Below are 23,102 nucleotides of genomic sequence, written 5' to 3'. Positions count from 1 at the left end.
GGCAAGGGTACATGTTTTTAATTATTTCACCTGTCTACTTGACAGGGGCGGTTCATAACTAGAACGTCTCTTCATTGAGACGTTCTTTTTCCATGTGTTATAATGAGGCAGGGTGATCTAAATGGCAATGGTACAATTACTAGTAGACGGTGGAATAGGTTTGATATTAATTATATCTGGAATAATTATGAACATGATTTCTAAAAGAAATAATAAACGATGTACAAAAAGTGTGGAAGGAAAAGTAATTAGTTATGGTTTTTTAGGAGAATCACGCATGTATCCAATAGTAGAATACATAATAGATGATGTAACTTATAAGACAAAGAAGAAATACAAAGGAATTAAGTCTGTCAAAGCATCAGGAATACCACTGCCAATCAAATCTAACGCTTATGAAGATAAAAAAGGATACCTACATATAAAATCAGGGGCTATTGTAAATGTCCGTCAGATGGCAGAAAAACTATGGCCTATCAATAGTAAAATGATTGTTTTCTATAATCCTGATAAACCAAAAATCTGTTATGTAGATAGACCTATTCATAATAGTTTTGCATCTATGATGTTTATTATTATGGGTAGTGTTGTAATAGTTATGAGTATTATTGTATTTTTCTTAATGCAACTATGAACATCTCTAATAAGTGGTGTTTTTTGTATCAAAAAATACCATACCTTACTGCATGGTAACTAGCTTTTGAGTTCCTCAAACAACTCATCTAAATTATCATGACCCTTAATAGAAGAATCATAAGTTATTCTTTTTGCTTCTTCCATTGCTTCTATAGTTTCTTTGTTTGGTGTTAATTCAAAAAGGAATACCACACACTTTATACGACAAAAGTAATGGATGCAGGTCTAGTAAAGGATCAGGATATATAAACTAGCCTATGAAATGGGCAATTCAATCTAAAACTGGAAATTTAAAATAACTAGGTATTTTCTATGCTTTAACTGTTAAAAATCACGGAGTATAATTCTACTTCGTGATTTTTATAATTCAGATATTTATTTTCTATTCATGTGGATCATCCTCACTTGAGTTATCATTCATGAGATTTTCAAACAAATCATAGAAATCAATATCTTTAACAGCACCATATCTTCCTAAGAAATAGTGCTTCAAATAATCATCACTTAATCTAACTCCTGTAGTTCCAGATGTTTTAAAGTCTGATAAAGAATAATGAGTGCTTAGATATGTTTCCTCATCTCTTTCTACAAACTTAATTTCATCTCTTCTTACTATATTTGAATTCAAGAAAATAGGATTATGTGTATTAAAAATTAATTGTGCATTCTTCTTGTTGATATCATCATTATGGAAAATATTAATAATATTCATGACAGCCATTGGATGTATATTGGCATCAAATTCATCTAAAACTAATACTGCACCTTCTGTCAAAGCTTTTAAAATCAATGGGAACATCTTAATAAATCTAATTGTTCCATAGGATTCAAAGATTTCTGCTGGAATTGCGATATTTTTATCTTTAAAGATTGAGCATAGTTGAGATTCTGCGCCATCTTCAGGGATAACGTAACCTAATGCATTTGAATTAATGCCAAATAATTTAGCGGCTTCATTTGTAGTTTCACTGATATAAATTTTACCACTTTCAGTGCTATCTAATTTTCTTCTTAGTTCTGTAATATCTGCTCTATATATGACAATGAACTTTTCTATTAACCATTTTGAAATGAAAGATACTAATTTAGAACTGAACATTAACTTGAATCCATTTGTTAGAAATAGTTCAGTTTCATTTAAATTGTTTCTTGCTATTGTTTTTGCACTATCCTCATTTTCACTGAAATTATTAATTAAATATTGTTCGATACTATTTAGATTAAAGAATTCAAGTTTATCACTTCTTTCAAATATAGTTTTATCATTAATTCGCAGACATTCAAAAACTATTTTTCTTGAATAGTCTTTATCTAAAAATAACCCTAAATCAATTTCTAATTCGTATTCAACTAATAAATCATCCTCAACAAAACGAATATAGAAACTAGTTGGTAGAGGATATTTGTTTAAGTTATTTGGAATCAGTTCTAATTTTCCTTCAGAAACATCTGGCAATCTTAACTCATCGGTATTATTGATATGTCCCTTTAAAATGATTTCTTTGAAGACATCCATAGCAGAGATTATGTTTGTTTTTCCAGAAGCATTAGGGCCATATATAATAGCTGAACATAATCCTTTATATGTTTTTTTACCAATCTTGTGTTTTAGGATGCTATACTCCAAACCTTTTTGTTTTGGAGCAGGAGTCATCACAAAATCCATTTCTTCCAAAAATGATTTAAAATTCTTTGTCTTAAATTCTAATAACATATTCACTCACCTCTATTTTGCAATATTTATGCAAAATAAGCAAAAATATATGTGTAAATGTATATGCAGTTGTTTTAATTGTGTAATGATATGGGGACTATTCTGTATTTTAATGGCCAAAAAATGCCAGGAATTCATTAAAACCCCTGACATTATTACAAACCTATTATAGTCTTAATCCTTTTATATCTTTTACACGTGATAATATCGTATTACAGCTGCAGCTTAACACACCAGGAAGTGTATCTATCACATCTTGAAGAAAATGTTCCATCTCTTCATTAGAAGATGCCACTGCATGTACATGTAGTTTATTTCTGCCAGTCACTCTATAAATCTGAGTCACTATATCATTCTTATTTAATATATCTATTACTTCTTTAAAAGAATCCGGTTTCGTTTCTATCTCAAAATAACAGGATACAGCACCACTGATCTTCTGAGGATTAATAATCGTAGTATACTCTTCAATAATCCCTTTATTCTCTAAAGCCTGAATACGTGCTTTAACAGCTACTCTAGAAATTCCAATCTTTTCTCCTATATCAGAATAAGACATACGGGCATTCTTTACTAATAACTGTATAATCTTCTGATCTAACTCATCTAAACCATTTAAGTACATACATATCACTCCTATCTATTTCATCTTATCATTACAATAAGCAAATCACAAGTTGATATAAGCAAACCATTATACTATAATTGTTACGTAACGTAAGTGATAAGTTACGAAAAGGAGGTATATAATGAATAAAGATCTTACAAAAGGACCTGTTGTAAAATCAATGCTGTTGTTTGCGATACCTATGATACTAGGAGACCTTTTACAACAATGTTACAACATTGCGGATACTTTAATAGTAGGGCAGTTCTTAGGAAAAACAGCTTTAGCTGCAGTCGGTTCTTCTTTTACTCTAATGACCTTTATTACATCTATTATATTAGGCTTATGTATGGGTAGTGGTGCACTCTTTTCTATTAGATTTGGACAAAGAGATAAAAAAGGATTAAAACAGGATCTATGTGCTTCCTTCTTCTTTATCGCCTTCATATCCATATTACTTAATATCATTGCTTATATATGTCTAGATGCACTTAAACTCTTCTTAAGAGTGCCTCATGAGGTATGGGGTGATATGAGATGTTATCTCCTATATATTTTTATGGGAATCATTGCGATATTTTTATATAATTTCTTTTCGGCTTATTTAAGATCTATAGGTAATTCAGTCATTCCACTCATCTTTCTTACCATCTCGTCTATCTTGAATATTATGCTAGATCTTTATTTTGTCCTTGTATTAAAGATGGGAGTAGGGGGTGCAGCACTTGCCACAGTACTTTCTCAATATGTATCAGGTATAGGCATCATGCTTTATACACTACTTAAATATAAAGAAGTACGTGTAATATTTAAAATCAGTTACTTAAAAAGAGAAAGAATCAAACAGATCATCTCTTTTTCACTTCTTACTTGTATCCAGCAATCAGTCATGAATCTAGGAATACTGATGGTACAAGGGTTAGTTAATAGCTTTGGTACAGTTGTTATGGCTGCATTTGCAGCTGCAGTAAAAATAGATGCTTTTGCCTATATGCCCGTACAGGACTTTGGAAATGCTTTTTCTACATTCATTGCTCAAAACTATGGAGCCAAAGAAAAAGAAAGAATACAAAAAGGACTCAAAGAATCTGTTCGTATCTCTTCAATATTCTGTATAATCATTTCTATACTAGTTTATATATTTGCGAAACCTTTAATGATGATCTTTGTAGATGCAAATGAAACAAGTATCATCCAAGAAGGTGTACGCTACTTAAGAATAGAAGGTGCATTCTATATAGGTATAGGCTGTTTATTCTTGTTATATGGTTTATATCGTGCTTTAGGAAGACCAGGTATGAGTGTTGTTCTTACAGTATTCTCACTTGGTACTAGAGTCGCTTTAGCTTATATTTTATCTTCTATACCAGCACTTGGAGTAACAGGTATATGGTGGTCTGTTCCAATAGGCTGGGCACTTGCGGATATAGTGGGATTAGTATATTACAAAAAGAATAAACACAATCTATTAAGTTTTGGGGGAGTATTATAATGAAATAGGTTGGTATTAAGTGATACATCTAAAGGTTAACAGGAGCTTCTCCTGTTTTACATATTGACAGAGATTAACTCTGTTTGATTAAATTGTGGTAGGGAGGATGAACCATGATTATTAGAGAAGCAAGAATAGAAGATATAGAAAGAATATTAGAAATATATGATATTGCGAAAGCATTTATGAGACAAACAGGCAACCCACATCAGTGGAACAGCCGTTATCCTGATTCAAAAACATTAGAAGAAGACATTCATAAACATCAACTCTTTGTAATGGAAGAAGACTCTATTATACATAGTGTATTTGCGTTTATTATAGCAGAAGATCCTACATATAAGGAAATAGAAGGTGCATGGCTTGATTACAGTACTTATGGTACGATTCATCGTATTGCAAGTGATGGCATTATGCATCAAGTATTTAATAAAGCAGTTAACTTCTGCAGTAAAAGATGTGCACATCTAAGAGCTGATACACATGAAGATAATAAGATTATGCAGAAGGTTTTGTTAAAAAATGGTTTTCAAGAAACAGGAATTATCTATGTAGAAGATGGCACACCTAGAATAGCTTATGAGAAGGTGAAATAATGATCTGTCCTAAATGTGGATGTAGAGTAGAACTGGGAATGAAGAAATGTCCTGTATGTGATAGTACTCTAGATAATGAATATACAAGATACGAAAAGAAGATGAAAAGAAAAAGAATACAGAAGAAAGCAATAGGTTCTGTATTTCTTATATCTGATATTATTCGTACTCTTATTGGTGTAGGTATAGCTCTATTTGGCTGTGTAGGTATCATGGAAGGTGATTATCTATTTGCAACTAGTATAATTCTATTTGGATTATCGTTAATCCCTTATTGGTATAAGAAAGCATCTAACAAATTTATTGCGATTATTCTACCTGTATTGTTTGTACTTATGGGTTTTGTAGTATTATTGTTTACAGTAGATTAACAGGAGAAATTCTCCTGTTTTTTATTGCTGAAAATAATGTTAATTTGTGTTTATGTTAAGTAAATATGTTTTTATATATTTCAAATTATGAAATAAGAAAGCGAATGCTTGCAATTAATTGCAAAATGTATATCGTAGTGGTAATATACATATGAAGGAGAGTGATGTATGTGGCAAATACAACAGCTGTTTATGCCCGCATTGATACTAAGCTAAAAGAAAATGCAGAAGAGATTCTTTCTCAATTAGGCATTACGCCATCTTGTGCAATTCAAATGCTGTATAGTCAGATTGTATTAACCAGAGGTTTACCGCTTGACCTGCATTTGCCGCCTGCTAATCCAACTGCTGTTGGTAGCATGAGTAGAGCAGAACTTGATGCAGAGTTAAGAAAAGGTGTTGAATCTATCAAAGAAGGCAAAACATTTACTGCAGATGAAGTAGATGAAGAACTTTCGAGAGAGTTTGGAATCTAATGAAAAGGAAACAGCAAATTGCTGTTTTCTTTTTTAACATTTTTCAAAAAACATAAAAGTGTAAATATATGCATAAATCTATTCTAAAATATGATAAAATATTGAATTTTTTGAATTGTATGGGTAAAATAGAAGTGAAAAGTGTTAATATATGCATAAATCTATTGTAAAGGAGGCAGAATGATGGAAATTCGTAGAGATTTATATTTAAATAAGTTGATTAAAAGAAAGAATAATGGTTTGATTAAGGTAGTTACTGGTATTCGAAGATGTGGTAAATCTTATTTGCTCAATAATTTATTTTATAACCACTTAATAGAAAGTGGAGTAGCTGCTGATCATATTATACGTTTTGCTTTTGACTCGGCGGATGATCTTTATTTGATTGGAGAGAGTCTGATTAAAATTGAAAAAGAAAAAAGGGGAGTAGATCCAGAAAAGTTCATGGCCTATATTCGTTCTCAAATTGTTGATAATAGAATGTACTACTTGCTACTTGATGAAATTCAACTGTTAGATTGCTTTGAAACTGTTTTGAATGGTTATCTGCGTAAAGATAATATGGATGTATTTGTGACAGGTAGTAATGCCAAATTATTGTCAAAAGATATAATAACTCAGTTTGCAGGTAGAGGTGATGAAGTTCATATGTATCCTCTTAGCTTTGCAGAATTCATGACTATATATAAAGGTGATAAATATGCAGGATTAGAGGAATATATGTTGTATGGTGGTATTCCAATAGTTGTTCTTCGCGAAGATGCAAATGAGAAAGCATCTACACTAGAAAACCTATTTACTGAAATCTATCTTCGTGATATTACTCAACGTAATCGAGTGAAAAATATAGGAGAATTAGAAGATCTACTAAACATTCTTTCCTCTTCTATAGGTTCATTAACTAATCCGGAAAAGTTAAAGAATACCTTTAAGTCAGTTAAAAAGTCTAAGATAACATCCCAGACTATAAAAAAATATATAGATTATTTTGAAGATTCCTTTCTCATCGAATCAGCCTTAAGATATGATATAAAAGGCAAGTCTTATATAGAAACACCAAAGAAATATTATTTTTCTGATTTAGGATTACGTAACGCGAGAATTAATTTCCGTCAATTTGAACCAACTCATTCTATGGAAAATGTAATCTATAATGAATTAAAAATGCGTGGCTATAATGTAGATGTTGGTGTTATCGCGACAACAGAGAAAAATCATGAAGGGAAGGTTGTTCGTAAACAGCTAGAAGTTGATTTTGTGTGTAATCTAGGCTCTTCTAGATATTATATTCAGTCAGCCTATTCGCTTCCTGATGAAACAAAACGTACACAGGAAATTAGACCATTTAGAAAGATTGATGATTCTTTCAAAAAGATTGTTATTACAAAAGATTTTGTACATCCTTATTATGATGATTATGGTATCTTGACTGTAAATATCTATGATTTTCTACTTGATCCAGAAATCATTCATAGATAATAGGAGAAACAGCCAGTTGCTGTTTCTTTTTTTACTAGAAAACTGTAAATATATGCAAAAATCTATTCTATAGCTAACAAAAGAGGATACTCACCGCAGTGAATATCCTCTTATTTATGCTATAACTTCTTTTTTATCGTTTCAGCTGCTACATTCACAGCCTTCTGTGCCACTTGTTCAGCTATTTTTGGTGCCTCTTTTTTTAATACTGTTATTGCTGGTACTGCTACAACACCTACAACCTGAGCTCCTTTTTTCGCCACATAAATTACTTTTTCTTTTCTATCATCTCGATCTGTCTGACATCCATGACAATAACTATGTTCTGGTTCTGCTTCATCTAATGGTTTAAAACAGCCATGTGCTTTACAAACATAGATTAATTTCTCACCACACTCAGGACAATAGTTAACCTTTGAATTAAATTTCTTTTTTCTGTGTGTCTTACAACATTCATTAGGACAAGCCTTTTTTCTCAAATCCATACTAATTACCCTCCGTTTTGTATTGTATAGCTCTTAATCTGTTTTGAATTTCTTTGTAGTCAAGTAATGCATTCGCTCTTTTACTCCAAGTACCATTTATGAGTTTGTCATCTCTTGGATCACATTCAATCAAAAATCCCACGTTTGGTTTTATGATAGCTTTTATGAACCTCTGGTATTCATTACACACCATCAGCATAGAATTGAATTGATTATTATCAAAATAAATCATTGCTTTTAAGGTGATGATTCTATTAATTGTCTGAAAACAAACATGAATGTTCTGCATTTTCTCTACAAGACAATCGTGTTTCTTTCTTTTTATCTTATTGAATTGAGGTGATCTTAAGAATGCTATATCAGATTTAAATTCCTGAATAATCTGAGCTTGTGAATCATTGAGAGATTTCAATGATTGAGCTATTAGTTCTTTTCTCAAAGATGCATCATTGACTTGCAATGCTTCTAGATAGAGAGATAAACCACTATAATATAATCCTACTCTATCATTATGAAACTCCATCAATATATGACTGATGTTCTCTTCAATATTTTCTAATGTATCTACAATATCATCTAATACATCTTTGATGACATTTAACTGTGATGCAATAATCAAATCCTTTTCGTTCACTTGTTCTTTGATGTTTAATTTCTTACCGTAATGATTCTTTTCATCTCGTAACTGCGCATACATGTTGCCATTCTTATCTTTATCGAATCTAAGTAATCCCTTTTTGTATTTTTCTTTCAATTCATCTGACAGATCAACGACTAAATTCACATCATCATCATCCTGTTCAATGGAATCAAAAAGATGATTCATAAACACATTAGATTGATCATATTTTTTAGAAATTAAAGATTTGAATGAACTGTATTCAAACTGTTCATCGTATAAATTAAGAAGAGATTCATCCATCAACAACATAGAATCTTCTCTTTGATCAAAATAAGACATACTATACAACTCCAATCAATTTGTTTTCTAGTACTATTATAATACTGATTGTTGTATATTGTCTTATTTTTTGTATAACTCAACTATTTTATATTTATTTTTCTATGACACCTATTTCAAGGTATTATCAAGCATGAATTTAAGACATAGAATATAGAGATGGTGTATAATAAACTTATCTTGACACAGAAAGGACAAATAATAATGAAACTATTTCATTTATCTGATCTCCATATTGGCTTAAAGCTAATGAATAGAGACTTAACAGAAGACCAACAATATATACTTAAAAGAATTGTGCAATACGCAAAAGAAAGACAACCTGACGCTATTATGATTGCAGGTGATATATATGATAAAGCAGTTCCTAGTGCTGAAGCAGTGAGTCTATTTGACTCTTTTGTGACATCTTTAAAGGAAGCAGTACCCCAATCTACTATTATGATGATTTCTGGTAATCATGATAGTGCTCCTAGAATAGATTGTTTTAGACAGGTACTACTTAAACAGAACCTCTATATGGTAGGTAACCCTCCTGAAAAAGAAGAAGATCATATTGAAAGAATTACTTTAAATGATAATTATGGACCTGTTCATTTTTACCTTCTTCCTTTTGTGAAACCTTCCATGGTTAAAAACATTATTGGTACTAACGATGGAAGAAACTACTCTTATAGTGAAACAATTAAGAAACTGATAGAAAGAGAAGAAATGAATACAAAGGATAGAAACGTATTAATTTCTCACCAGTTCTATCTACCAGTTAATAAGAAAGCAGAAGATATAGAACGAACTGACTCTGAAATACGTACTGCTGGCAACATCGATGAAGTCAGTGGAGAAGTATTACTCCCATTTGATTATGCTGCTCTAGGACATATCCATAAGCCTATGAAAGTAGGAAGTGATGTCTATCGCTATTGTGGTACACCTTTACCTTATTCTATGAGTGAAGCAGGTCAGGACAAAGGAATTATAGAAATAGAAATGAAAGAAAAGGGTGTTGTAGAAACACAGGTACTTCCTTTAAAACCACTTCATGATCTAAGAATCATAGAAGGAGAACTTAAAGATGTATTAAATCAATCCTGTGATGATTTTGTGAGAGTTGTACTTACTGATAAACAGGATCTCAATATCTTTGAAATGCAGGAAAAACTAAAAAATGCATTCCCTAGATTACTTGAAATAAGAAGAGAAAACATAAGAAAGAATAACTATCAGGCAGTTGTAAAGAAGGATGTTAAAATGGATCCATTCTCTTTATGTACTGATTTCTTAAATGGTGTTGATGAAGAAGAAAAAGATTTATTACAAGATATCATCAACCATGTGAAAGGGGTATAGTATGAAACCTATTAAACTCGTAATGGAAGCCTTTGGTTCTTATGCATCTAAAACAGTCATTGACTTTAGAGAACCAAATCAGAATCTATTCTTAATTACTGGAGATACAGGAGCAGGTAAAACTACTATCTTTGATGCGATTGTATTCGCATTATATGGAGAAAGCAGTTCTACTCTAAATAAGAAAACAGGCACACTCTTACAAAGCCAATTTGCCTCATTAGACGTTAAACCTTACGTAGAATTGACCTTCTCACAAGGCTATGGTGATGATGAAAAAATCTATACCATTCATCGTATTCCCCAGCATTATACATACTATAAAGCAGGCGCTAAAAAAGGTTTAAGAAAAGAAAAAGCGGAATCAGGTAGTATCGCATTAATGATGCCAGATGGGTCTGAGTATCCTCAAAAAGAAGCCAATAAGAAGATCGTAGATATCGTTCATCTCACTAAAGAACAGTTCATGCAGGTCGCAATGATTGCACAAGGTGAATTCATGGATGTATTGCGTAAATCATCTAATGAGAAGAAAGAAATCTTTAGAAAGCTTTTCCATACAGAAATCTATAATGATATTGTAGAAGAACTCAACAATAGAAGAAAAGAAACAGAAAAGAGTATTAGTGATATCAAAACAAGATGTATGAGTGAAGTAGGGCATATTCATGTAAGTGAAGAACATGAAAACCTTGTCTTCCTTATTGAAGCGATTAAAAGAGGGGAAATCTCTTATCTCAATGAATTAGTAGATGAGTTAGAATCTTATTGTCAGGTATTAGAAGAGACTCTTAATAAGGATAAAGATGCCTTAAGTAAGACTAATGCATTAAAAGAGGAAAAGAAAACAAATCTAGATCAAGCAAAACAACTTCTTAATGATTATCAAGTTCTAAAAGAGGCAAAGCAGCAGCTCGTTAACTTAAATAATCAAAAAGAAGAGATAGAAAATAACTATAAGCTCTCTAGTAAGATTGAATATGCTTATAATATCTTGCAGGCATATAACTCTTATACAAAAGATCAAAAACAATATACAGACACGCAAAACAAGCTAGAAAATGAACGCAAAAGAGAGCCAGAACTACGTATTCAGTATGAAAATCTAAAAGAAGAAGAGAAAGCTGTAGATACAAAATACGAACAATCAGTTCGTTTATATACACAAGAATATGATAAAGCGACAAAAGATTTAGAAAATAGAAAACAATTAAGCAAAATAGAAAATAGTATATCTAATATTAATAAATTTATTGATAATTCTACTAAACAGCTTACTTTACTCAATAAAAACAAAGAATCTTTATTATTAAAACAGGAAAAAGGTGAAGAAGAACTAGAAACACTCAAGGATGTAGAAAAAGAACAGGTTATTCTAGAATCAAAACATAAGGAATTCAAGACTAAGCTTGATTCTTACAACAACCTCGTTAAAGACTTTCAATCTATTTCTAAAAAAGAAAAAGATCTCGTATCAACACAAAACGAATATACAAGATTAAGTACTTTTTATAATCAGAAGAATAGACTCTATGAAGAAGCTAATAAGTTCTTCCTAGATGCACAGGCGGGTTTACTTGCAAGAACACTTGAAGTTGGTACTCCATGTCCTGTATGTGGTTCTATCCACCATCCACTTCCTGCATCTTTAAAAGATGGAGAAGTAGCCACTAAAGAAGAACTAGAAAAAATGAGAAAAGAAAAAGATAAGGCATTTGTTTTACTGGAAACAGAAAGCGCAAAAGCCTCATCTTTAAATGATTCTTTAAACGAATTAAAAGAGAAACACAAGAATGATTTAAAGATTCTAAGTGAAACACTCTCTAGTGAATCTACTCTTAATTCTATTAAAGAAACACTTCTTAATGAGAAACAAACTTTGAGTCGTCTTGTAGAAGAACTCAATGTGAGAAAGAGTCGTTATCAGATACTCACAAAAGAACTAGAAACAATTGAAACACAGTTAAACCATTATGAAGAGAATGTAAAATCACTGACTGATGCTATTCATCAATATGAAGTTAAGCTTGCTTCTCTTGATTCTACATTGACACAATTAAAAAGTCAGTTAAGCTATGCTTCATTAGAAGAAGCACAAAATGCAATGAGTTTACTTGATCAAAAGAAACAACAAGAAGAACTAACTTATAAGAATTTCAAAGGGAAATTAAAAGTATCTACAGATATTTATAATAAGTGTCAAACACTTATTACATCCTATAAAGAATCTCTTCCTCAATTAGAAAGAAGCAGGGATGAGTCTAATAAGGCTTATACAAGCTTAGTAGAAGAATGCAAATGTGATTCATGGCAGGAGCTTACTTCTAAGTATCAAAAAGAAGATGTAAAGCGTTTCAATCAAGCTTATATGGATTATTCTAAGAATCATGCAGGTGTCTCTTCTAAAATTGAAACAATAGAGAAACGTATCAATGGACAATCTCTTCCTGAACTAGATGTACTAGACAATGAGTATCAAGATATAGTAAAGACATATCAAAATCAATTAGAAGCTGTAAAAGAAGAAGAACATACTTATTTAAACAACAATGAATCATTAAAGAGCCTAGATAAGATTGTTTCTCACGCAAAAGAAATGATTCATAAGAATCACCAATTAACTACTTTATATAATCAGCTTTCAGGCAATGTATCTGGTTCTAGAATGGATTTAGAAACATATGTTCAAAGAACATACCTAGAACGTATCTTAATAGAAGCCAACAACCGTTTCTATGATATGTCTGCAGGTCAATATGAACTTCATCTTAAGAATATTGAACAAGCAGGAGAAGGTAAGAATAAAGGTTTAGACTTAATGGTTTATTCTTTTGTGACTGACTCTGAAAGAGAAATCAATACATTGTCTGGTGGAGAATCATTTATGGCTGCACTCTCTTTAGCTTTAGGTATGGCAGATGAAATTAAGGAAAGTGCTGCAGGTATTGATTTAGATATCATGTTTATTGATGAAGGTTTTGGTTCTCTTGACGATCATTCAAGAGACGAAGCTGTCAAAGTACTCATGGAAATGTCAGAAGGCACTAAACTCATTGGTATTATCTCCCATGTATCAGAATTAAAACAGGAAATAGAAGACCAATTAGTTGTTTCAAAAGATGACAATGGTTCTCATGTGAAGTGGCAGATCAGTTAAAAAAGATTGTCGTATGATATACACTTATGGCATAATGAGTGCGCGAGGTAAATACAATGAAAAATATTATTACACTAAAAGATGCATCAGGTACTGATGTTGAATTCAAGATGCTTGATCAATTCACTCATGAAGAGCGTTCCTATGTCGTTCTCATACCACATAGTGAATCTACAACACAGGTCTCTATCTTTGAAGTCGTACCTACTAAAGAAGAAGGTGTAGACGGATTGCTCGGTATCACACCTGATCAAACAAACATTCTCTTTGAAGTATTCAAAGAAAGAAACAAAGACAAGTTTAACTTTGTAGAAGAATAGGTAAATAGCCTATTCTTTTTCATATTATGTTATTATTATGTGAATATGTTAAGAAAATGTATTGTAATATATAATCATCACTGTATAATAATATATGGCATTGAAAGAGGGGAAGCATATTATATGACTCAAGAGAAAAAGAATGCTGGTTATAAAGGGGAAGCTTACCAGCATAAAAATTGCCAAAAGAATTTCTCCAATGCTCATATGATGAGAAATGGTTATATCTATACTGATCGTGTTCTTATAATCAAAGCATCTTATTATATGAAAAAAGGGAAGCTGTAAGGTCCTAGGCGGGCTTTACAGCTTCCTTTGATTTTTATTGTAATGTGTATAAAATATGTTAGAATAGTGAAGGCTAAATTATTTGTGGTAAGAAATGGAGGGTAACTTTATGGGGCTACAATCTAGTAGAAACATGAATCTCGCAGATCCTATTATTATTGCAGGATTAGGAGGACTTGGTGGCGGTGTCATTGATTCCTTAAAAGGTAAAATAAAACATGATTATGATGATATAGATAGAGTAGAAATGAGAATCGTAGATATGACATCTCATATCAAGAATACATATATGACAGATGATGAAATCATTATCCTAGATCCTCGTGGAACAGATTGTGATCGAACACTCGGACAGCAGATCTTTAGAAATGAGTTGGTCTATGAAGGTATTAGAAGTGAATTTAAGACACTTATTGAGAAGATGATCTCTATTGCTGGAGAAGATCATATTAATATATTAATTGCATCTGGTATTGTTGGTGGTACTGGTGGAGGAATCTTCGTTGATTTCACTTATATGATTCATGATCTGTTTAAGGAATGTCATCATAAGAACTATAGTATTTGTGCTTATATGTTTGATGCCCAAAGCAATGATGATCAAAATGAAAAGAATAAACAGATGAAGCGCAATGGTCAGGCAGCTTTAAAAGAATTACAACATAATATGAACATTACAACACATGAACATCTTTATCATACAACAATCGGACAAAGAGAAATCACTTGCAGAAAGACATTATTTGAAGAATATAAACACATTTCTTTTTGTCTAGGTGATGATGATAAACTCGATGACTTAAAAAAGCGTATGAGTACATTAATGATTGAAGAATTCTTATATTAAATCAGAACGACTATATAATGCTTTTCCAATAATTTCTACAGGAAGACTTTCTACCTCTTCCTGAGAATAATAACGTGCATCTACAGAAGGGTTGGCTGGCTGTAAAATCAGTAACCCTTCTTTTTTTATAACCTTTTTTACAGTCACTTCACTATGTCCTATTAAGACAACCGCAATCGTTCCACTTGGTACATCTTGACATTTTTTTACATATAATAAATCTCCATTATGAATATGTGCCCCTGACATAGAATCTCCCACAACACGTAAAAAGAAATCACCACGATAATAATCATCCTGTGTGACCTGTTCATAGCCTTCAAAATTCTCATCAATAAGTAGATCATAACCTGCTTTTACTTCTCCTAGTACAGGTTTTTCAAAACGTTCCTCACTATTAATAAGTGATTCTACATCCACACCTAATATAAATGAGAGTTTCTCTATCACTTCAGGATTAGTAACCTTTGTATCTCCTTTTAACCATCTAGTCACAGTAGAACGATTCACACCTAGCTGACTTGCAATATACTCATTCGACACACCCATCTTTTCTTTATACTTTTTTAGATATTCTTTAAAATTCATCTTTTCCACCTCTTTTTAGGCATTATACAATGAATTACATTTTGGTGCAATAAAATGCGTCACTCAATGTATGTACAGAATCATTTTGGTGCAAAACCATTTGATATATGCACCACAGATAACTATAATAAGACTAACAGGAAGGAGAAAGTGATGATGAAAAAAGTATATTTATGTATAGATTTAAAAACCTTCTTTGCGTCAGTCGAATGCAGTGAAAGACATCTTGATCCCTTTAAAACCAATCTTGTAGTGGCAGATCCTACAAGAGGTAATGGTGCTCTGTGTCTCGCAATTACACCAAAGATGAAAAGCATGGGAATTCATAATCGCTGTCGTATATTTGAGATACCTAAGGGTGTTGAATATATAACTGCCATGCCTCGTATGCATCTCTATATGGAATATTCAGCACGTATTTATCGTATCTATTGTCGTTATGTCTCACCTGATGATATTCATGTTTATTCTATTGATGAATGTTTTATTGATATCACGTCTTATATGCATCTTTATCATAAGAGTGCAAAAGAGTTTGCGAAGATGTTGATGCAGGCTGTATTTGAAGATACACATATTACTGCTACATGTGGCATAGGGACCAATCTCTATCTTGCGAAAGTCGCTCTTGATATTATTTCTAAGCATACGAAAGAGAATATTGGCATACTTGATGAAGAACGTTATCAGAAATACTTATGGCATCATCTGCCAATCACTGATTTCTGGCATATGGGAAGTGGAACAGCCAATCATCTATTAAGACTCGGCGTGGTGGATATGCATGGTATTACCCAGATTCCTGAAGAGGTGCTTTATAAGGAATTTGGGATTAATGCGGAATATATCATTGATCATGCCTGGGGGAGAGAACCTGCCACGATTGCTTCTATTAAGAAGTATCATCCTAAGAATGAATCTATTAATAACTCCCAGGTTCTCTTTTCTGATTATAAATATGAGGATGCTCTGTTAGTTGTAAAGGAAATGGTTGAACTGAATGTTTTAAGGCTTATAGAATCACGTCTTGTCACAAATCATATTAGTCTTTATATCGGTTATTCACGTACAGATGGCGGAGGATGGGCAGGAGGCTCTAGAAAACTGACAGTCAGAACCAATTCACTGAGTATTCTTATGGATGAATTCATTTCTCTTTATCATTTAAAAGTCAAGAAGGGGAGAATGATCAGACAGATCTCTATATCATTTGGTGATGTCTTAGATGAATCCTATGAATCCTATGACTTGTTTAGTGATAGAGAGGCATTAGAAGAAGAAAAGAAGCTCCAGAGAACTCTTGTTTCTATACGCCATAAGTATGGGAAGAATGCGATATTAAAGCTTATGAATAAACAGGAAAAAGCCACAACAGAAAAGAGAAATACTTTAATAGGAGGTCATAATGCCTAAGAAGGTGGATCGTGCACGCTTGTTTTTAAGTTTTGATGCACTTAAAGGATTTAAAGAACTGCTTGTAGAAGATACATCTGTTCCAAGAAAAGAACTATGTGAAGATCAATGTTATGAACTAGATTGGAAGATTCATCAAGTTCAGGAAGGAGATACTATAGAGATAGTCTATTATACAGGGTCTTCTTATTCTCAAATAAGAGGAACAGTACAAACAGTAAACCTCAATGATCACTATATCTATATCAACAACTATAAAATACAGCTCAAGAATATCTGTTCACTCGAACTATAATATATGATTTTCCTTCGTCCAATCTCTTACCACACTCTATCTATAAAAAGTAACTAAGATATAATAAAGAATAAGAGGGGAAGTGAAGCGTATGCTGAATTATCAAAAGCTGTTGATGCCCTATAAGAATTTAAAGGGTGAACATATGATTGTCTATGCCTTTGTGCATAACAGGTCTTTTAAGCTCTCAGACCAGGCATCGACAATCACAAACCTTATTGATACATATCAGCTAGACGCTGATAAGAAGGCAAAGATCTCTGCAATATGTTATATGCATGATGCAATGATCAGACAAAACGAAATCGTCATGAATATTGACGATGATGAGCTCTATATAAAGCTCAATGAATTTGGGAAAATGTTGGTGGAGATAGAAAACATCTTCACACAGGAAAGTGCATATTCACAATGATATGCACTTTTTTCTTTTCTTTTAATGCACATGATGGATATTTCGAAAAAGTCTATCATATGGTATAATAAGTGTGAAGAAGGTGAATAAGATGTGTAAAACAAGAATACAAGAAGAAATAGAAGCCCTTATGTCTCTCTATCATCTAGGAAAAGCACCATTATCCTATGCCTTAGGCTTTGGAGAAATCACAATTACCAGGTATTTACAGGGAAGTACGCCTCATCCTGATTATGCACAGGTTATCCACAATGCACTGTGTGATATAGACTATATGATGGAGTTAGTGAATAAGAACCATGAAAAGATGGGACCGGCCTTTAAAAAGGCCATCAATCAATATCTCACCCTTAAATCACAATTTTCCTGTTCAAAAGAGATTCTGCAGGTTATTTCCTATCTCTTTTATACACTTGAAGAACTCACACCTATGCAGCTAGAATCCTATCTGTATTTTATTCAGGCTTATTCTTACCCTGAACCACTCTTTTATGAACATTGTGAAGCATGGAAGCAGGGAGTGATTTATCCTGATGTCTATCATCTATTCTCTACATTCCCATTTAAGGTTCAGGATGATGTAAGATATAAAATTATTGAAGATGCTTATCTTGATCTAGACGAAGATAAGAAGGAATATATAGATGAAATTCTTAATACTTTCTCACGTTACCCTTTAAAGACACTTGTCACACTCGCAAAAACAGGTCCATGGAAGAATAACTATCAGGAAGATCAAGTAACTATCATTCCTGCACAGGATATACAGAACTATTTCAAGAGGAACTAATATGGAACAATTATATACAATACTCAAGAAATCCATCAATGAAGAAATGGGGTGGATGATTGACCATATATATGAGGACTATAAGAATACAGAAGATATTCTTGGTTTTGCATTAAGCTGCGAAAAGCTCTTACGTCTTTATTATGGGGCAGACATTCATGAACGGCTTAAAGAGTTACTCATTTATGTTCTCTATGTCTATCTAGATTATGATGAAGACAAGATAGAATTACTCTTAGGCGAATATGACCCTGAGCATAATCGATATATACAATAGTATGTTTAGTTATAATACAAATATTATGGATATGTAGAAATATGTATTACCAATAATATAAATGAATTGGATAACACATAAAATTGAAGTATAATAGACAAGAAAGGAAGTGTTAATTGTGTGGTACCAAGAAACAGTATTTTATCAAATCTGCCCACTAGGACTTTGTGGTGCGCCTGAAAAAAATGATGATATCCAGGCACATCGTATTTTAAAAATCAAGGAGTTTGTACCTTATCTTGAAGAATTAGGAATAGGTGCTGTGTATTTCAATCCTGTATTCAACAGTGATTCACATGGCTATGATACGCGTGACTATAATCTCATCGATACGCGTCTAGGTACAAATGAAGACTTTGAAGATGTATGTAAAACACTCCATGAACATGGTATTAAGGTTGTTCTGGATGGTGTATTCAACCATGTTGGAAGAGGCTTCTTTGCGTTTAGGGATGTCCAGGAAAAAGGACCTTCAAGCCAATACGCTAACTGGTTCCATATCAACTTTGATGGAGATTCAAGCTATGGTGATGGCTTCTGGTATGAAGGATGGGAAGGTCATTATGAGCTTGTAAAGTTAAATCTAGATAATCCAGATGTTCAACATTATCTACTTGACGCAGTAGATTACTGGATCAGATGCTTTGATATTGATGGTTTAAGACTAGATGTAGCTTATTCATTGCCTAGATGGTTTATGGCAATGTTATCAGATCATTGTAAGAGTTTAAAACAGGATTTCTTTATGTTAGGAGAAGTCTTAGGTGATAATGCAGGTTATATGTATACAGAAGCTAAATTAGATGCGATTACAGATTATCCATCATATAAAGCTTTCTGGTCTTCATTCAATTCTTTGAATATGTTTGAATATGCGCATACATTAAAAAGAAATGCGATGGATATGTATAGAGGAAGAGACTTGCTTACATTTGTAGATAACCATGATGTAAATAGAATATCTAGCACTTTGACTGATGAAAGAAAACTTCCATTAGTATTTGGCTTACTCATGGCAGTTCCTGGTATTCCATGTATTTATTATGGTTCTGAATGGGGCATTAAGGGTGAAAAGATTCAAGGTGTGACTGATGCACCACTTCGTCCAGAACTTGATGCACCTGCACCAAATGATCTATCAGATTTAGTTTCTAAATATATTCATATTCGTAGAGGACATAAAGCACTCACATTAGGAGATTATAAAGATCTTGTATTGACTAATAAACAATATGTATTAGAAAGAAACTATGAAGGAGAAAAGATTGTTGTCACATTAAATATTGATGATGCACCTTATACAATCTATCCACCTATTGAACATGGTTCTTATCAGGATCTTATGAGTGGAGAAATGGTAGAATATAATGGAGAATTAGAATTACCACCACTCTCAATCACATACTTATATAAACATGCATAAGGCTGAGTAATCAGCCTTTTATAAAGGAGATAGAAATGCAGGAAGATATTATACTTAAAATTTCAGAACAATTAAATATTAAGACAGAGCAGATACAAAATACATTAAAACTATTAGAAGATGGCTGTACTGTTCCATTTATTGCTCGTTATCGTAAAGAGTTAACTCATGGATTAGATGAAGAACAGATCCGTGTGATCCAGGAACAATATGACTATCAGGTTAATCTTAAAAAAAGAAAAGAAGAAGTTCTTGCAAGAATAGAAACATTAGGACATTTAAATGATGATATTGTAAAGATGGTCAACGCATGTGCACGTTTATCACAGGTAGAAGATATTTATCGTCCTTATAAACAGAAAAAGAAAACACGAGCAAGTATAGCCATAGCGGCAGGATTAGAACCATTATCTAAAATGCTTCTCTCTTTACCACGAACATTCAATGAAAAAGAACTAGACAGTTATTTGAATGATACAATCACATCTAGAGAAGAAGCATTACAGGGAGCGAAGGATATCATTGCGGAAAAGATTTCAAATGATATGAAAGTACGTGATAAGATTGTAGACTCTATGATGAACTATGGCCGACTTGTCACTTCTAAAAAGAAGAATGCAGTTGATGAAAAGATGACATATAAGATGTATTATGATTATTCTGAAAATGTCTCACGTATTGCGACACATCGTATTATGGCAATCGATAGAGGAGAAAAAGAAAAAATTCTCACAGTCTCTATCAGCATCAATGAAGACTATATCAAGACATTTGTCTCAAGACGTTATCTTAAGAATCCTCAGAGTCCAACAGCCAAATATGTAGATGAAGCCATTGATGATGGCTTAAAACGTCTCGCTTATCCATCTTTAGAAAGATTAGTGAGAAATACACTCACTGAAAAAGCACAGGAAGCAAGTATTGATGTCTTTTCAGATAATCTTGGCAAACTACTCTTACAGGCACCAATGAAAAATAAGAGAATCTTAGGCTTTGATCCTGCTTTTCGTACAGGATGTAAACTTGCTGTTATTGATGAGTCAGGCAAGAAGCTTACAGTAGATGTCATCTATCCACATCCTCCAGTGGCGAAAGTAAAAGAATCAGAAAAGAAATTAGCAGACCTATGTTCAAAATATGATGTAAACCTTATTGCGATTGGAAATGGTACAGCGAGTCGTGAAAGTGAAGCCTTTGTCGCAGCTACTATTAAGAAATATCACTTACCTGTGAGTTACACAATAGTCAGTGAAGCAGGGGCAAGTGTCTATAGTGCCTCTAAGCTGGCAATAGAAGAATTCCCAGATCTTCATGTTGAACAGAGAAGTGCTATTTCTATCGCAAGAAGACTGCTAGATCCTTTATCTGAACTTATTAAGATTGATCCTCAATCTATCGGAGTAGGGCAGTACCAGCATGATCTTCCTACAACACAGCTTAAAGAAAGACTTAATTTCGTTGTAGAAAAAGCTGTTAACTTAGTTGGTGTCAATATCAATACAGCCAGTCCTACACTTTTAAAGAATGTCTCTGGACTTAATGCGGCAACTGCCAATAGTATTGTCGCTTATCGTGAAGAAAATGGCAAAATCATGAGCCGTAAAGAAATGAAGAAGATTCCTAAGATTGGTCCAAAAGCCTTTCAGCAGGCAGCTGGCTTTTTAAGAATCGAAGAAGGCAGTGAACCATTGGACCGTACAAATATCCATCCAGAATCTTATGATGCCACTAAAGCTATCTTAAAAGCATTAAACTTAACAACAAAAGATCTAGGCACAGATATTTGTAAGAAGGCTGTCTCACAGGCAAATATTGCTTCACTTAAAGAACTTACAGGACTAGATGATTATACACTTAAAGATATTCTAGATTCTATCATGAGACCTTTACGAGACTATCGTGATGACTATGATGGACCAATCTTAAGACAGGATATTTTGACTCTAGAAGATCTTCATGTTCATGATAAACTCGAAGGGACAGTCCGCAATGTTGTTGACTTTGGTGCTTTTGTAGATATTGGATTACATGAAGATGGACTTGTCCATATTTCTAAAATGAGTAAAAACCGTATTAAACACCCAAGTGATGTCATCTCTGTAGGAGATATCGTTACTACATGGGTTGATAATATCGATGAACAAAGACATAAAGTCCAGCTGACAATGATTGATCCAAACAAATAGAAAAGATGATTCAGAACGGAATCATCTTTTTAATTTCCATAAATGAAAGAATACATCTATACCAAGCAACATTGAAATAATTAATAATACAATAGACATATAATAAGATTCAGTTAATACACTACATAACATACACATACAGCTAAATACTGTCTTAATGATGATAGATAACTCTGTTTTCTTATAGGTCTGTCTTGTATAATCATCACTCTCAGTTACATTGACATGTAACTGACCATTTTTACTCATCTTGATTAAATCATAGACAATCTGAGGTAATGCATAGCTTTTTTTAAGTGTCTTATAAAGATCATGACCTATTTTTAATCCTTGATCCTTATAATCCAGCTCTTTCATGACTGTATTACGCTTATGGTTGATTAATATTTCTATGAGATTAGAAGAAGGACTGATCTTCTCTAAAGTACCCTCAAGTGTCACTAGACAGCGACATAATAAAGTTAGTTCTGTAGGTATCGCAATATCATTACTTGTCACAATATCAAAACACTTCTGAATCAAATCAGAGAAGTTATAATCAGATAAGCTCTTTGCCTTATATTCACTCACTATCCCATTTAATTGATGTAATAATTGTGTTTCATCTATCTCATGATCTGGTGTTACTAACATCAAGAAGGCTTCCTCTAGATCATAAATATCATCTTCAATGAGTGCCTGTAAAGCAAGAGACAGGATATGCTGAGTAAAGGATGATACAGTTCCCATCATCCCAAAATCTATCCAAGCTATTTGACCTTCATCTATTAAGATATTACCAGGATGAGGGTCAGCATGAAAGAATCCATCATCTAGAATCTGTTTACAGCAGTTATCGGCCATCTTCAAGGCAATCTCATCTAGATCATATCCTTCATACTTTAATCTCTTTATTGCATCAATAGGAATACCATCAATATAAGAATAAACAAGCAGATG

At 32.7% G+C, this 23,102-nt stretch carries 24 protein-coding genes; 18 read left to right on the top strand and 6 right to left on the bottom strand.

From position 1 onward, the window contains the following. Nucleotides 1–277 precede the first annotated feature (277 nt). Nucleotides 278–634 (top strand): hypothetical protein, encoded by a 357-nt coding sequence (locus QZQ55_RS05100; protein WP_295090713.1) that lies wholly within the window; start codon nucleotides 278–280, stop codon nucleotides 632–634. Nucleotides 635–1,018: 384 nt separating this feature from the next. On the opposite strand, the gene QZQ55_RS05095 is transcribed toward QZQ55_RS05100, so the two are convergent. After that, on the bottom strand, nucleotides 1,019–2,350 hold the full coding sequence (locus tag QZQ55_RS05095) for an ATP/GTP-binding protein (protein WP_295090710.1): 1,332 nt from the start codon (nucleotides 2,348–2,350) through the stop codon (nucleotides 1,019–1,021). Nucleotides 2,351–2,516: 166 nt separating this feature from the next. Beyond that, nucleotides 2,517–2,975 (bottom strand): Lrp/AsnC family transcriptional regulator, encoded by a 459-nt coding sequence (locus QZQ55_RS05090; protein ID WP_295090707.1) that lies wholly within the window; start codon nucleotides 2,973–2,975, stop codon nucleotides 2,517–2,519. Between the two features lie 124 nt (nucleotides 2,976–3,099). Between QZQ55_RS05090 and QZQ55_RS05085 the strand changes: the two genes are divergently transcribed. The 5 genes from QZQ55_RS05085 to QZQ55_RS05065 all read left to right on the top strand — a co-directional run bounded on the left by QZQ55_RS05085 (nucleotide 3,100) and on the right by QZQ55_RS05065 (nucleotide 7,371). After that, nucleotides 3,100–4,449 carry an MATE family efflux transporter gene (locus QZQ55_RS05085; protein WP_295090704.1) on the top strand — a complete coding sequence of 450 codons (1,350 nt, stop codon included), beginning with the start codon at nucleotides 3,100–3,102 and terminating at the stop codon, nucleotides 4,447–4,449. Between the two features lie 113 nt (nucleotides 4,450–4,562). Further along, the gene (locus QZQ55_RS05080; protein ID WP_295090701.1) at nucleotides 4,563–5,045 is read left to right on the top strand and encodes a GNAT family N-acetyltransferase; all 483 of its coding nucleotides are present in this window, start codon (nucleotides 4,563–4,565) and stop codon (nucleotides 5,043–5,045) included. Further along, nucleotides 5,045–5,416 carry a hypothetical protein gene (locus QZQ55_RS05075; protein WP_295090698.1) on the top strand — a complete coding sequence of 124 codons (372 nt, stop codon included), beginning with the start codon at nucleotides 5,045–5,047 and terminating at the stop codon, nucleotides 5,414–5,416. The genes QZQ55_RS05080 and QZQ55_RS05075 overlap by 1 nt, the downstream gene beginning before the upstream one ends. Before the next feature lie 170 nt (nucleotides 5,417–5,586). After that, entirely contained in the window at nucleotides 5,587–5,892 is a 306-nt protein-coding gene (locus tag QZQ55_RS05070; RefSeq protein ID WP_295090695.1) for a type II toxin-antitoxin system RelB/DinJ family antitoxin, read from the top strand. Between the two features lie 183 nt (nucleotides 5,893–6,075). Then, the gene (locus QZQ55_RS05065; RefSeq protein WP_295090692.1) at nucleotides 6,076–7,371 is read left to right on the top strand and encodes an ATP-binding protein; all 1,296 of its coding nucleotides are present in this window, start codon (nucleotides 6,076–6,078) and stop codon (nucleotides 7,369–7,371) included. A gap of 119 nt (nucleotides 7,372–7,490) precedes the next feature. On the opposite strand, the gene QZQ55_RS05060 is transcribed toward QZQ55_RS05065, so the two are convergent. Together QZQ55_RS05060 and QZQ55_RS05055 are read right to left on the bottom strand one after the other, a co-directional pair. Beyond that, complete coding sequence (locus QZQ55_RS05060) at nucleotides 7,491–7,856, bottom strand: hypothetical protein (RefSeq protein WP_295090690.1); 366 nt, start codon at nucleotides 7,854–7,856, stop codon at nucleotides 7,491–7,493. 1 nt (nucleotide 7,857) lies between these two features. After that, nucleotides 7,858–8,817 carry a hypothetical protein gene (locus tag QZQ55_RS05055; protein WP_295090687.1) on the bottom strand — a complete coding sequence of 320 codons (960 nt, stop codon included), beginning with the start codon at nucleotides 8,815–8,817 and terminating at the stop codon, nucleotides 7,858–7,860. Nucleotides 8,818–9,021: 204 nt separating this feature from the next. On the opposite strand from QZQ55_RS05055, the gene QZQ55_RS05050 reads away from it, so the two are divergent. From QZQ55_RS05050 to QZQ55_RS05030, 5 genes are all read left to right on the top strand, one after another. Then, nucleotides 9,022–10,164, top strand: a complete 1,143-nt coding sequence (locus tag QZQ55_RS05050) for an exonuclease SbcCD subunit D (RefSeq protein ID WP_295090685.1) — start codon at nucleotides 9,022–9,024, stop codon at nucleotides 10,162–10,164. Nucleotide 10,165: 1 nt separating this feature from the next. Continuing rightward, nucleotides 10,166–13,321, top strand: coding sequence for an AAA family ATPase (locus QZQ55_RS05045; RefSeq protein ID WP_295090682.1), 3,156 nt, complete (start codon nucleotides 10,166–10,168; stop codon nucleotides 13,319–13,321). Between the two features lie 56 nt (nucleotides 13,322–13,377). Next, entirely contained in the window at nucleotides 13,378–13,641 is a 264-nt protein-coding gene (locus QZQ55_RS05040; protein WP_295090679.1) for a DUF1292 domain-containing protein, read from the top strand. A 123-nt stretch (nucleotides 13,642–13,764) separates the two neighbouring features. Next, entirely contained in the window at nucleotides 13,765–13,929 is a 165-nt protein-coding gene (locus tag QZQ55_RS05035; RefSeq protein ID WP_295090676.1) for a hypothetical protein, read from the top strand. Nucleotides 13,930–14,038: 109 nt separating this feature from the next. After that, nucleotides 14,039–14,776, top strand: coding sequence for a tubulin-like doman-containing protein (locus tag QZQ55_RS05030; protein WP_295090673.1), 738 nt, complete (start codon nucleotides 14,039–14,041; stop codon nucleotides 14,774–14,776). On the opposite strand, the gene QZQ55_RS05025 is transcribed toward QZQ55_RS05030, so the two are convergent. Next, nucleotides 14,768–15,364, bottom strand: coding sequence for a LexA family transcriptional regulator (locus QZQ55_RS05025; protein ID WP_295090670.1), 597 nt, complete (start codon nucleotides 15,362–15,364; stop codon nucleotides 14,768–14,770). The two genes, QZQ55_RS05030 and QZQ55_RS05025, sit on opposite strands and share 9 nt — an antisense overlap. A gap of 156 nt (nucleotides 15,365–15,520) precedes the next feature. Between QZQ55_RS05025 and QZQ55_RS05020 the strand changes: the two genes are divergently transcribed. From QZQ55_RS05020 to QZQ55_RS04990, 7 genes are all read left to right on the top strand, one after another. Then, on the top strand, nucleotides 15,521–16,777 hold the full coding sequence (locus tag QZQ55_RS05020; RefSeq protein ID WP_295090667.1) for a DNA repair protein: 1,257 nt from the start codon (nucleotides 15,521–15,523) through the stop codon (nucleotides 16,775–16,777). Next, nucleotides 16,770–17,072, top strand: coding sequence for a YolD-like family protein (locus tag QZQ55_RS05015; RefSeq protein ID WP_295090664.1), 303 nt, complete (start codon nucleotides 16,770–16,772; stop codon nucleotides 17,070–17,072). Before QZQ55_RS05020 ends, QZQ55_RS05015 begins: the two co-directional genes overlap by 8 nt. A 91-nt stretch (nucleotides 17,073–17,163) precedes the next feature. Beyond that, nucleotides 17,164–17,487, top strand: a complete 324-nt coding sequence (locus tag QZQ55_RS05010; protein WP_295090661.1) for a DUF1828 domain-containing protein — start codon at nucleotides 17,164–17,166, stop codon at nucleotides 17,485–17,487. Between the two features lie 91 nt (nucleotides 17,488–17,578). Next, entirely contained in the window at nucleotides 17,579–18,277 is a 699-nt protein-coding gene (locus tag QZQ55_RS05005; RefSeq protein ID WP_295090658.1) for a Panacea domain-containing protein, read from the top strand. Between the two features lies 1 nt (nucleotide 18,278). Continuing rightward, nucleotides 18,279–18,554 carry a hypothetical protein gene (locus QZQ55_RS05000; protein ID WP_295090655.1) on the top strand — a complete coding sequence of 92 codons (276 nt, stop codon included), beginning with the start codon at nucleotides 18,279–18,281 and terminating at the stop codon, nucleotides 18,552–18,554. Nucleotides 18,555–18,672: 118 nt separating this feature from the next. Continuing rightward, a complete protein-coding gene (locus QZQ55_RS04995; protein ID WP_295090652.1) occupies nucleotides 18,673–19,977 on the top strand; it encodes an alpha-amylase family glycosyl hydrolase in 1,305 nt (434 codons plus the stop codon). Between the two features lie 35 nt (nucleotides 19,978–20,012). Beyond that, on the top strand, nucleotides 20,013–22,163 hold the full coding sequence (locus QZQ55_RS04990; protein ID WP_295090649.1) for a Tex family protein: 2,151 nt from the start codon (nucleotides 20,013–20,015) through the stop codon (nucleotides 22,161–22,163). Between the two features lie 21 nt (nucleotides 22,164–22,184). Here QZQ55_RS04990 and QZQ55_RS04985 read toward each other — a convergent pair. After that, nucleotides 22,185–23,102: AarF/UbiB family protein (locus QZQ55_RS04985; RefSeq protein ID WP_295090646.1), on the bottom strand; the 918-nt coding region annotated here is incomplete at its 5' end.

It is taken from the genome of uncultured Catenibacterium sp. (assembly GCF_900540665.1).
Lineage (GTDB): Bacteria > Bacillota_I > Bacilli_A > Erysipelotrichales > Coprobacillaceae > Catenibacterium.
This window is presented reverse-complemented; position numbering and strand designations above follow the sequence as displayed.